This is a genomic window from uncultured Bacteroides sp. (assembly GCF_949298305.1).
Lineage (GTDB): Bacteria > Bacteroidota > Bacteroidia > Bacteroidales > Bacteroidaceae > Bacteroides.
In genome coordinates, this window is the sequence record NZ_CASFWU010000106.1 from 1 (window position 1) to 12,813 (window position 12,813).

Sequence of the window (12,813 nt, forward strand, 5' to 3'; positions counted from 1 at the left end):
AAAAGAGCTAATTATGACTTATTCACACGAAGTGGAACACATGTGTGTTGTAAAGAAGGGTCCTAACCACGGACCGGCTCCTATTCCCGAAGAAGGTAAATGGGTAAAAGCTAAAGAAATTGTTGACATCTCTGGTTTGACACACGGTATCGGCTGGTGTGCTCCTCAGCAAGGTGCTTGTAAATTAACCCTCAACGTTAAGGAAGGTGTCATCCAGGAAGCTCTGGTCGAGACAATCGGTTGCTCCGGTATGACTCACTCTGCCGCCATGGCATCTGAAATTCTTCCGGGCAAGACAATTCTTGAAGCCCTGAATACCGACCTCGTTTGCGATGCTATCAACACAGCCATGCGCGAACTGTTCCTGCAAATCGTATACGGACGTACACAGTCTGCTTTCTCAGAAGGCGGTCTGATGATCGGTGCCGGTCTGGAAGACCTCGGCAAGGGTCTGCGCAGCCAGGTAGGTACCCTGTACGGAACTTTGGCTAAGGGTACCCGTTACCTGGAAATGGCCGAGGGTTACATCAAGACAATCGCTCTGGACAAGGACGACCAAGTTTGCGGATATGAGTTTGTTCACCTGGGCAAGTTCATGGACGAAATCAAGAAAGGTACAGATGCCAACGAAGCTCTGAAGAAAGTTACCGGTACTTACGGACGCTTCAGCAAAGAGGCCGGTGCAGTTAAATACATTGACCCACGTAAAGAATAAGGAGGAAGGAATATGATTAGAGAAGTGAAAAATCAAGGATATCGAAGAAGCTAACCAAATCTGCGAATCTTACGGCCTCGATCCTTATAAGACTTGCGAAGAGACTCAGCCTATCTGCTTTGAAAATGCAAAATGGGCTTACGTTGTAGGTTGCGCCATCGCATTGAAGAAAGGCGTCAAGACAGCTGCCGAAGCTGCCGAAGCTATCGGTATCGGTCTGCAGGCATTCTGCATCCCCGGTTCTGTAGCCGATGACCGTAAGGTAGGTCTGGGCCACGGTAACCTGGCTGCCCGTCTGCTGAGCGAAGAAACCAAATGCTTCGCTTTCCTGGCCGGTCACGAGTCATTCGCTGCTGCCGAAGGTGCCATCAAGATTGCCGCTAAGGCCGACAAGGTTCGTAAAGAGCCTCTGCGCTGTATCCTGAACGGTCTGGGCAAGGACGCCGCCATGATTATCTCCCGTATCAACGGCTTTACTTACGTTCAGACTCAGTTTGACTACTATACGGGCGAACTGAAAGTTGTGAAGGAAATCGCTTACAGCGACGGTCCTCGTGCCAAAGTAAAATGCTACGGTGCCGATGACGTACGCGAAGGTGTAGCCATCATGTGGAAGGAAGGCGTAGACGTTTCCATCACGGGTAACTCTACAAACCCGACACGTTTCCAACACCCGGTTGCCGGAACTTACAAGAAAGAACGTGTACTGGCCGGCAAGCCGTACTTCTCAGTAGCTTCAGGTGGTGGTACAGGACGTACTCTGCATCCGGACAACATGGCTGCCGGTCCTGCTTCTTACGGTATGACCGATACAATGGGCCGTATGCACTCTGATGCTCAGTTCGCCGGTTCTTCATCCGTTCCTGCTCACGTAGAAATGATGGGATTCCTGGGTATCGGCAACAACCCGATGGTAGGTTGTACAGTAGCCTGTGCAGTTGACGTGGCTACTGCTTTGAACAAGTAATTCCAGTTACTTTATATTCAATCAACTCCTGTAACCGAAAGGTTGCAGGAGTTTTTTTTCATACCCGCATTACTCTTTCCAAAGTACTACATTACTCCCTCTAAAGTACTACATTACCCACCTAAAGTGCCACATTACCCACCTAAAGTGCCACATTACTCCCCCTAATGTACGACTTCAGCACCTCCAAAGTTCCTCTTTAGCCAAGCCCAAGTGGCAGTTTCAAAAAGTGCGATGGCACACTGAAATCACTTAATCACAGATTGGAATGCAGGCCTTACTTCGTGTGAGAATCTGTATCATCCGTGGCATCTTCCCGTGTGCCATTTTCTTTATGCTGGATATACTGAAAACAGACCTGGATAGCCGCAAAAAAGGGGCACCCACACATGGATGCCCCCACAAACAAAACAAACAAACACTCATTACGATAATGAGCGGCCCATAGTGTTTCGCCAAACATTACAGGTAAAATTCCACCTCACGGCGGAAATTGTCTTAATGGAGAGTCAGAGAGCAGATGGTCGACGATAAGACAATGTCCTGTTGCCTGTCCAAAGCCTTCATCCATCATCATCAACCATTATCCAACCATCGTTTTACCACTCCCCGCCAACCAGTTCTTTTCTAATTCTTTCATAGTCAGTGTCCTTTAAAACAACCTTCTTTGCCCCGTCCAGCAAGTAGAGTGTCGGCATGGCCTTCAGGTCGTACAGGGCTCCGTTCTTCACCGCTTCGCGGTCAGTCCCCACCATCCAGCCCTTCGGCATGTCAGGCAGGGCCTTGCGCCACGCCGCTTCGTTGCCTTCGGTATAAACGGCCAGTACGCTGATTTGTCCGGCTGCCACCGCCTCGGCCAGTTCCTTGTCCGCCGCCATCCGCAGCAGCACCTCGTGACACGACTCACACTCCGGGTCGTAGAACATCAGCAGCAGGCGGTTGTTCTTCACCCGTGTAGCAGCCAGCGAGCGGCGGGTTCCGTCGGGCAGGTAATAGGCAAAGTCCGTCGCCCGGTCGCCCGGGTTGTTGCGCCTCACCAGCTTCAGCCGGAAGTCGCAGGTGGAGCGTTGCGCATCGTCCGGCGGCAGTTGCGCCAGCATGGCTTCCAGATAGATTGCATACAAACCCTCGTTGTAGAAAGGCGAGTTGGGATTGTACAGGTAATCGTCAGCAATACGCGCCATCACCCTGCGGGCATGGGCCGAAGGAAGGAAGTAAGCACAAAAGTTCATCATGCTTTCGCGCACCATCCGCTCCGGCGTGTCGTTGTCCGGCAGCAGGGCGATGAAGTTCACAAAGCCCTGTTCCGTCACGTCGCGGTTGTTCACCAAGGTGGTATCGGCAAAGTCGAAACGCTCCCAGTAGTTCGTGAGCAGATAAGCCTTCCGCTCGTCGGGCGAAGTGTACATGGCGGGTATTTCAGGGAAGGGGAACATTTCACCCTTTTGGCTCACTGCTTCCTGCGGAACAGACGAAACGGCGTGGCTTGCAGCATGCGACTGCGAATTCACTCCCGGCTTACAAGAAGTCGGGAGAAGCAGGAACAGGAAGCTCACTAAATGTATTGCTGTTTTTGTCATACAGCGGAAATGATATTATCAAGGTTGTAGTTTCTTTCGTTTTATCTTCTTCAGGCGCAGATACCACAAAAAAGCAGAACGAAACATTTAGTTTTATATTTCATCCGTACACTATCTGCAGAAGCCACACCTGAAAGAGTACACTTAGTTACTCCCCAAATCTGCTGCCGATACGTCGCGCACGCAACGGACACGAAAATAACTATTCAGACTGCTATTGATGGGGTTATTACCACCACCTCCTCCTGGACAGTAAATCAATGTGGAGTAGGCAAAACCTGCACGTATTGAAGTGTTGCTAAAGTATGTACAACAAGGACAGTTCCACTAAGTTAGGTACACGCCACGTAGCGTTTCCGTCACCGTCTTCGGAATAATACGCACAAGGGTTAACAATACTATAACCGCTTGCCCGGACAATCCGTCCCAACTGATAGGTACCAGAAAGGTAATCCTGTGCAACTATAATTCCTTCAAAAAACTTGTTTGCATCGGCATCCTCGTGGTGTCGATCCAAACGGGTAGCCGTTTGGACACGATAGAGACCGTCTACCAAACGATCCGAGAACTTAAGACCATAGTCTCCTACCTTCTCAAAAGAGGAGGCGCTTACGATGTCTACAGTATTATTATCATCATCCACTTTGGTCAGGGAGGAAATGTCCTGTTTATCTTTGACGTCAGCAGGCAGCAGGCGGATGCAACGGATAGGAAGGGTGTATCCAGGATTCTGATCACTATCATTATTTCCCCCGTAAGCCCCTTTTTCTACGGCCCAGAATACCCGCTTATTTGTTCCACTACTGGTAAAGTACAAAGCTCCCTGACCAATGTATGAATCGGGGTAACTACCATACACCATCGAACTTTTTACGCCGAAGTACAGTTTCGCATCACCGAGCACACTTTCACCGATACCCATACGGATGTATTCGTTCAGCGAAGCCAAGTACCAGCGCACCTCGTTGTCGTCTATCACGCCGTTACCATTCAAGTCACGATTGCGTGACAGACAGGCAGCGTAAGCACCCCGATAGGTGTTCGCATAGGCATCTCCACTCAGCTTGTGCAATGAATGCTCTGTGCTATTCGTTGTTTTCCAACCGTTATTGGCTGCAACGATGTAATTGCTCCAGCTCTTTCGCGCAATATTATTGCTGCTCAGACCCAGCAATTTCTTTTGGTTGCCGCGCCCGTCAGAATCGTTAAGGGTGTAGGTCCCATTGTAGGGAGTACCCCAAGTAGCAATTTCAGAAGTTAGAGGTGTCTCGTTGTAGGTCTCAACGCCGAAACCATCGATACTCTCGTTACGTGAGTTATAGATAGTTTTCATAGACAACTGTGATATGTATGTGTACAACTTGCTGTACGAACTGTTACCATCTGATGAGGTGTGCGTATCCATTGCGATAATCATTTCGCGAGGAATCTTGTCAGTCAACACGCTCCACACGTTCACCTTCATGCCCGTCAACGGATGGTGGTAGTAGTAGTTTTCGTTGACAAAAGCAGTGAAGCGGGCTACGTAGTCATTGCCATTTTGGGTAACGGTTATACCGTCCTCACCATGGGCTGCAGTAGAAACCTGATTGCCGCCATTATAAATCTTTTTAACCACCTTACCCATCGCCACAACCACATCGTACACGTCCATCAGGAAATCATTATTATTGCTTGTGGGTTCGCCGCCATACACATCTTTATTTATCAATTCTGTCACATCATCCTTGCTCCAGTCCGATACGCCGGGATAGGATGCCAGTGTCTGTTCACTCTGAGGCCAAAACTCCACCCACTTGTAGTCGATACCTTTCGTGGGATTGATACCCTCGCCAGCACCAACCAATACGGCAGACTTGGCAGCACTTGCTGCGTCTGCCGCAGCTGTACCAGCATCTTTATTCCTCACAGCATCTGCATAGATTTTGTAAGGACGTAGTGTGCCGCGCCTATCCTGTACAGTATAACCTTTACTTCCATCCGGGTCGGTCTCGATGTAGTCCATAGCTTCAGAGCGTATAATGAGAATCAACTCGTCGGCAATGGCGTTGTCTATTTCCTCATCAGTAGGATTGGAGGTGTTCTGCAACGCCGTGCGCACGTTATTAGCAATTGACGTGAGGTTATATTCCAGATAAACCTGCTCATAATGTGCATCGAGGTTATAGGTATAAGTGGTACCGGTGTAGTCAAACACCTGTCCTTCGGCACCCGGCTGTTTTTCCTCACTAGTCAAGGCTTCCACCACGATATTATTCACTCCCTCTACAGACACGATATAGGTGTAGCTCACATTACGCTTCACGGAGAAATCACCCATAGAGCCCTCCTCGCTAAAGTCACCCAAATGGACAGTATATTCCACGTTAGCCGTCACATCTTTCTCTACATTATCAACTGTAGCCTTTCCGCTGTAAGTGCCGCTAATGACCACAAAAGTAGCAGTTTTCGGAGCGTAGGTCCATTTCTTACCCAAGGGGTAACCCTCCTCAGTAGTCGCACTCCACTTATCGCGATTTTGATACTCAGTTCCCACACCCTCTACGCGATTATAGATATTCTCCGGCATATAGAACCGGAAATAGGGAGTACCCGTTTCAGAGGTCTGTACGGTAGACGAGGCAAAATGATTGAACACAACCGACTCGGCAATATTGTTGTCGTCCATATTAGTCACATAGGCATTGGTCGGCACATTGTACACCTTGTAAGAAGTCGGGGTGAACATATTATTACCGTTAATATTGAAGGTCACTTCAGCCATCGATCGTTTCATCTGTACAGCGACGGGGTCGTTGCTATTCCCCCAGTATGTCACATCTCCATTTGTATCGAACACGATACCTTCATTCCAACCCGATATCAGCATCTGGTCGCTCGCAGTGATAGTAATAGGGGTCGGAATTTCCCCATCCGAGTTCTGGTTATAAGCCAGCGTCATCAGTTTTTCCTTCAACTCTTCAAAAGACAAGGAGGAGGCATCCAACTCGGTTACGCTTTTCCCCCACCAACTTGCACCAGGGTTACCCACGGCCAACAATTTTTTAGTACCGGAAGTCGTCTGAAAGCTTACGCTGTAGCGAACATTGTTGTTATCAAGCTGAGGTTGAGGGTCATCCAAGATTAGGCTATTGTTCGTTGTGCTGACTGTTTGCTGGTATTTTCCGTTACCATCGTAGATGTAGAGTGTCAAGCCAGCCAATTCCGAAAGATCACTACCCGCACGAGTGCTCACCGTCACATCCGTAGTAGCCTTTCCGGAGAGGTTCAGACTAACGGTTATGGGTACACCTTCCACTACGTCATTTGTTTTCACCAGTTCGTCGTCAATACAGCTTGCCAATGTCAAGGCCGTAACAACCACGGCGCTAAAGCCGGTATATATTGTATGCAGTATCTTTTTCATTCTACATTCCTCCTTTCAGATTTATTCAAATGCAGGTACATTTATTGTTTTACCAGTCCATTCATTAACCTGAACATAAATTGTAGGGTTAATATCAACGTCTGCATTTAATTTTACATTAATGTCAAGCTCGGTGCCGCGAGGTATTTCCGTAATATTTTGTTTATTATCATCGAAACCTGTTTGTAAAAGCAATGTTTGGTCTTTCTTCCAAAATGCAGTAAGTGTATAACCATTACTATTCTGATTCTCAAAGAAGTAAGCATAAACCGTGGCTGACTCGCCGGCCGGAATAGTCATGTCGCCCAAAGAAAGTTCGCCCTGGTTTTCTGTAGACAGATGGTCTTCTGCGAACAACGGCGTTGATTCCATATTGATACCGGACAATTTAATATCATTCACATACTGGTCGCCCGACGATGTATTATTTATGGTCAGGCGCACCTTGGCCACGGCGAAGTCGAGTTTCATTGTCTCGCTCTGTATTGCGCCGCCAGCCTGTGGCATTACTGTGATTTGCCTATGTACTGTCTGAGGAATCCTTGTATTTTTGGAAGCATCATTGGCATCCGTCAAAAATTCGTCATTCAGGCTCATGCCCTTCAAGTCATCAACGGTGACATTGTCCCAACTTTTTTCTGTGTTTACTTTCTCTTCATTGGCTATGGCGTAAAAGTCAAAGGCTTCTCCATCGGCATTTACCGTCATCTCGCTGAAGGTGATGGTCTTGCTGGTTTCATTTTCGTCTATTTCATACTTCAGATTGTAAAGTATTTCACTATTAGAGGACCTTGCCACAATCACCCGCAGCGTGCGCATGTGCTCGTTTGCCTCCAGACCGCCGGCATTCGTCGTAGGATTGCTGATGGCCCTTGTGGTGAACGTCATTTTCACCGTCGCCTTTTCCTTCGCCGCATAGTCGTCCTTCAGGCACGACACCGGAAGCAGTGCCAGCAGGAGCAGGCAGAGGATGCCGATAGAGTTGTTTCTGTTGAATAATATCTTCATAAGTCAGTCCTCCTTTTTATTGCCAGTCCGGTTCCACGTCTTCCACGTACCACGCCGGCAGTTTAATGGTTACTTCAATTGGAGTAAAGTTTATCTCGATGGGCAAATAGGCTTCCTGCTTCGTGATGTCGATGTACTCGCGGTTGCGGGTGATGAAGTTGTAGATGCTGCCGCGGATAAGCTCCGTGCCGTCGGCGGTGGAGAGCACCAGTTCGTGCTCGCAGTAGTCGGGATGAAGTTCGCCGCTATTGTCCATGCGGAACAGGGCGAAGTCATCCGTGCGGTAGCACCCGCGTTCGGCATCGTAAATCAGTTCGGGATAGCAGGTTCCCTTTTCGTCCAGATTGATTTCGTTGTTGAAAGAGGTTTGTGCGTTGGAGTGCTCGAAACGCACATTAATGGGCATCTCGTCGCGCGTCTGCGGGGCGGGCAAGCCCGTAATCTCGATGTCCACGTCCACGTGAGAACTGTAGAGCGTCACCGTGTCGCGGTACATCACAAAGTTTCCTTCGGGCATCACAAATTCTTTCTGCCCCATGTAATTGTCGTCGTGGTTGATGACCGGATCGGGAACTCCCCAATACGGGCTTTGGATGTAGATGTTCTCAAAGCTCGTCGACGACGTCAGGTTGACCACTTGTGTATGGTCGTACGCATTTCCCACGGCCACCACCTTATAGCGTTTGCCAGGTTTCAGTTTGAAAGAGGGTACGGCCGAGAAGTTCCTCAGCTGGTCCTGGTTATATGTACCCACTCCAAGTATATGTCCGCCCTCGTCGAATACATAGAGCTCCACCTTGTCCATGTACTGATAGAGGACATCCTTGTCTCCATCTGCCAGATATTGGAAATAGATGGTCACGTTGTGACAGTCATCCGTGTCATCCTTGATACAGCCGGTCACCAGGACAGGAACCAGCAGCAACATCCATACTATGTAGTTCAAACGTTTCATTGCGATAACTTTTAAATGATTGGCCCCTAAAGGCCGGAAAAAACAATTTGATACAAAACGTCCGCATTCCTACCCCTGCACGCTTCTTTATCCTGCTGCAAGGGAGCGCTTACAAACAACCGGGCAGCCTCGGCAGCCGCCAACGCTGCCCGGTCGGATTTTAAATTATTAAATTATTAATAACTGGTTGGTATGAAGAAAAAGGATTATTCTGCCCAGTCTGCTTCGATAGTTTTAACTGTCCAAGTTGCTTCTGTTACCGTTACTTCTACACCGATAAGTGTATTACCTTCTTCGTCACCAATAATATTTTCATCAGTTAACTCTGCACGAACAATGCGGTAAATATGCCCTTTTTGCAAAACAAGAGGATTATTATCACTATCCTTATAATTCGTAATCATAGCATAACGCGGTGTACTTACTGCATCACCACTACCTAAAGCATCCGTAAAATAAATTTTAAATTTGGGATTCAATGCTTTCTTTGCATCATCAGTTGTAGCAGCTGTAATTTCCTGCTCAGTAGGAGCATAGAAATTAAATGCATATGCTTGGCCTGCTGCTGGCCAAGATCCTCCATTCAAGAAATTTTCTGCTGGACTGATAGGATCTTTCAAAAAAGCTATCTCTGTACCACTTCCATTACCAGCTTCAAAATAAACATCTGTACGAGTACCTTCACCGGTTTTCTTTACATTATCCAAATAGACACCTGCAATATTCAGCTGTGAATATTTGCAAGAGGCTGCATCAGCAGTCAATGTATGTTGATGAGTAATACCAGATACCTCCAAACGAGCAACCGGAATTTCAAGCGTTACCTCCACCTGCCACATCTGATAGGTAGCATCTTTATCGTATCCGTTCGGTCCCTTTTGATGATCGGAATCTACATCTTCATAAGAATTGGGCACATCACTAGTACCATCAGTAGTAAAATCAGCAGCACTTGCACTACCATATACAGGGATAGCTACAGGCATCTGCTGCAATGTAGTAATATCAACTTCATCGTAAGTGGCTGCACCACCATTCATAGATACAGTCACGCTTTTTGGATTTTCAACTCCCCAGAATGTAACATCCTGACCAGCATTCCATTGTTCAGGAGTAAGTTCTATTGTATTAGAACCCTTATCAGCATCCAACTTAATTATCACCTTAGAACCCTCTTGTGGTACAACTTCAACACTAGAAACATCATCACTTGTTGCATTGGAAGTACGTGTCAACGTCGGTGCCTGAATTTTAATAGAAACCGCGCCACTAATTTGGCTGTTATTTACAGCATCTTCCTCATTACTACATGCCGCAAAAGCCAGTCCGGCCAATCCGAGCATCAAATACTTGTTCCATTTCATAATCTTACAAATTTTAGTTAGTAAAACAAATTATTGTATTCCAAAATATCCTTGGTTTATCTTGTGTCCGTGCAGTTATTCGCCCAGCAGTTCCATCGCCTCTTGGAGCATCTTCAGGTTGTCAGCCGCTCCGGCATAGCCGGCTGCCTGCGCGCGGCGGAAGGCTTCGTCCGCCTCCTTCAGCTGCCCGTTCTTGAAGTAGGCCACGCCCAGCAGGTTCACCAGCGAGGGCTCCTGCGCGTCCTTCAGCAGGGCGACGGCTTCTGCGTAGTGTCCGGTCTCTATCTCGGCCAGGGCGGCGTTGTTGCGAGCCGTCACGTTGTCGGGATAGGTATTCACCGCCACTTGCAGGGCCTCGCGGTAGGCGTCGGTGTTGCGCCCGTAGCTGTCGGCCACGCGCTGTATCTCGGCCACGCTGAGCAGGTCGGGACGGGTGCGGAGCAGTTCCTTGGCTTCGGTGAGGTCGAAGCTGCGCACGTTGTACTCGATGCGGTACTCGTTGCGGCGCAGGGGGCCGTAAAGCTCGTTGAGCACGCGCTGGTAGATGTCGGGCGGAACCAGCGCCTTGATGCGTTCCTCGCAGGCATCCTGGTTGCCGGTGCATTCGTCGATGATCTTCAGCACCTCCTCGCGCTTGAGCAGCATGGGGGCCTTCTCCACCTCAATGCGCAGGCCGGCCCAGTCCTCACCCTTCCAGTCCACGTGCCACAGGCTGCGGTCCAGTCCGGGGTTCTGCTGCTGCACGTAGGCCACGAACTTCTGCGCGCGGCGCTTGGACAAATCCATGTTGTAGGCCACCGTGGCCTCGGGCGAGGCGTAGCCGGTGACGTAGATGCCCGTGATGGTCAGGTCGGTATTCTCGCGTACGGCGTCGATGGAAGCCTGCACCTTGTCCAGCTCCTCGCGGTTGGTCTTGTAGCGGGGCAGCACCCGGTCGCCGTCCTGCCGGTATTGCAGGCGGGCCGTACGCACCTCGGAGCGGCGCTTCACCACCTCGTCCTTGGGCTGCTCCACGGGTTGCATCAGGTATTGCGGTTCCTCGTAAGGCAGGATGCCTCCCGTGGCCAGCACGCCGTCGCCCTCGCTGCAGTCCGCACAGCCCGTAGCGTAGCCGCGCATGTCCAGGCGGCCGTTGAGCATCCACGGCCGGTAGGGCACCTCGGCCTCGTAGCGCACGGTCTGAACCTTGCCGTTGCGGCGGCGGACGGTCTCACCGTCCTGCGCTTCCATCTCGCCCAGCGCCACCCGGCGCCCGATTACCTTGTCGCGGGTGCGGCCGTTCACCACCACCGCACGGAGCGCCTGCTCCTGCGTGCCGTCCGGAGAGACAAGCACCGGCACCAGCCGCAGGGAGTGCTGGGTGTTCAGGTCCAGCCCGTCCAGCCGGATGTCGGCACGGACGCGGACGTTGTCGCCCACCTTCTCCACGGTGCGGTTCTCCACCTTCAGCTGTTCCAGATAGCTGTTCTGTGCCACTGCCGGCGCACATGAAGCCAGCAGGCTGACGAACCATATCGCAGTATTCTTCATAACCTTCCTCCTTATTTAATAATGTATATCAGGGAGACGGCAGCTTTCGTCACTCCCAGGTAGTTCTTGTTGCCGCTGCCCCGCCACTCGCCGCAGTGGGGACAGTCGTATTGGTCATAATGCGCGCGGATATAGCCCAGGCCCAGCGCGGCCTCGATGCTCCACCGTTTGCCCAGCAGCCACTGGTAACCGTAGACCAGGCCGACACCCGCATACCAGCCTTCGTAGCGGTAGTCCTCCAGATTCTTGTAGAGGCCGAAAGGCAGTTTGATGCCGCCCACGTTGTATAAAGTGGCCGTTGAAGCGTTCGCACAGCCAGTAGCGCGCCTCGGGCTGCGCCAGCCAGTGCTTCCACTTCTTGTTTTCGTTGAACGTCCAGCCGTTGTAATTGGCAGAGAGGTCCAAAGTCCACTTGGGAGACAGGCCGATTTCGGCACCCAGATTGACCGTGGCCGTCGCGTCGTAAAGCAGGTTCGTCTTGACGGCCACATTCTGGGCCGCCAGGGAAACGCTTATCAGCAGTAAGAGTAGGCAAAGATTCCTTTTCATACTTGTTCCGTTTTGCTTGATTGTATATCTTTATTACCGGTTTTACAAGGCCGGTTTATACGTGTTCTCTTTGTCATTGTTTTCCGTTACTTTGCAGGTAACGGGAATGTCGGCCTTCCACCCCAAAAAGTCCATCATCAGAGCGCTGAAAGGTGTTTTCCGTAAATCTGGCGGGAAATGAAAGGACACAACAATTTATCTATGTTAATATGCTGTAACATAGAGGCATGCCTGTTGCATAATTTGAAGCCGGGAGGCGAAAGCAGGTCAACGCAGAATATCAGTATTTATGTGTCTATCCTATATTGTGAAAAAATATTCAGAAAAATTTCTATATGTAATTCTTTTTGTCTATATTTGCAAACAATACCGATTCCCGTTACCTGCAAAGTAACGGAAAATAATCAAGCTTTCCAGACGTTTGTCTTGTTTCGTTTTATCTTATCAATCAATCTATTACCGAAATCATCCAAAAGCGAATACGTATGACAGTATTCCGCGGTTCATTTCATTGATCCGCTCGTCCGTATGCCGCTTGAAGTAAGTTTCTGTTACTTTCACCGAGGAGTGTCCCATGGCGTTGCTGATCAGTTCGGACTGGTAGTTCTGATAGTTGGCGATAGTGGCCCAGCTGTGGCGTGCGGTGTAACTGCTCAACAATCCGGCATCACCCAGCAGCTTCGACATCTTATACAAACGGTAATTAAAAGTACGCAAGGCACGTTGGTACTGCCTGTAT

The 12,813-nt window shown here is 49.6% G+C and carries 7 protein-coding genes and 3 pseudogenes; 2 read left to right on the forward strand and 8 right to left on the reverse strand.

Annotated features, from left to right (window positions below):
- Positions 1 to 13 precede the first annotated feature (13 nt).
- A complete protein-coding gene (locus Q1Y74_RS12230) occupies positions 14 to 715 on the forward strand; it encodes an iron-sulfur cluster assembly scaffold protein (RefSeq protein WP_021846350.1) in 702 nt (233 codons plus the stop codon).
- Positions 716 to 746: 31 nt separating this feature from the next.
- Positions 747 to 1,682, forward strand: a pseudogene (locus tag Q1Y74_RS12235) (GGGtGRT protein); the annotation flags it as partial.
- 599 nt (positions 1,683 to 2,281) lie between these two features.
- Here the strand turns inward: Q1Y74_RS12235 and Q1Y74_RS12240 are convergent.
- The 8 genes and pseudogenes from Q1Y74_RS12240 to Q1Y74_RS12275 form a co-directional block, all read right to left on the reverse strand.
- Positions 2,282 to 3,262, reverse strand: a complete 981-nt coding sequence (locus tag Q1Y74_RS12240) for a DUF5106 domain-containing protein (RefSeq protein WP_300814597.1) — start codon at positions 3,260 to 3,262, stop codon at positions 2,282 to 2,284.
- Positions 3,263 to 3,560: 298 nt separating this feature from the next.
- Complete coding sequence (locus Q1Y74_RS12245; RefSeq protein WP_300814598.1) at positions 3,561 to 6,668, reverse strand: hypothetical protein; 3,108 nt, start codon at positions 6,666 to 6,668, stop codon at positions 3,561 to 3,563.
- A gap of 21 nt (positions 6,669 to 6,689) precedes the next feature.
- Complete coding sequence (locus tag Q1Y74_RS12250) at positions 6,690 to 7,676, reverse strand: hypothetical protein (RefSeq protein WP_300814599.1); 987 nt, start codon at positions 7,674 to 7,676, stop codon at positions 6,690 to 6,692.
- Positions 7,677 to 7,692: 16 nt separating this feature from the next.
- Complete coding sequence (locus tag Q1Y74_RS12255; RefSeq protein WP_300814600.1) at positions 7,693 to 8,631, reverse strand: FimB/Mfa2 family fimbrial subunit; 939 nt, start codon at positions 8,629 to 8,631, stop codon at positions 7,693 to 7,695.
- A 206-nt stretch (positions 8,632 to 8,837) separates the two neighbouring features.
- On the reverse strand, positions 8,838 to 9,995 hold the full coding sequence (locus Q1Y74_RS12260) for a hypothetical protein (RefSeq protein WP_300814601.1): 1,158 nt from the start codon (positions 9,993 to 9,995) through the stop codon (positions 8,838 to 8,840).
- 75 nt (positions 9,996 to 10,070) lie between these two features.
- A complete protein-coding gene (locus Q1Y74_RS12265; RefSeq protein ID WP_300814602.1) occupies positions 10,071 to 11,525 on the reverse strand; it encodes a DUF3868 domain-containing protein in 1,455 nt (484 codons plus the stop codon).
- A gap of 11 nt (positions 11,526 to 11,536) precedes the next feature.
- A pseudogene (locus Q1Y74_RS12270) lies at positions 11,537 to 12,074 on the reverse strand (DUF3575 domain-containing protein).
- Positions 12,075 to 12,539: 465 nt separating this feature from the next.
- Positions 12,540 to 12,813: pseudogene (locus Q1Y74_RS12275) on the reverse strand (tyrosine-type recombinase/integrase); the annotation flags it as partial.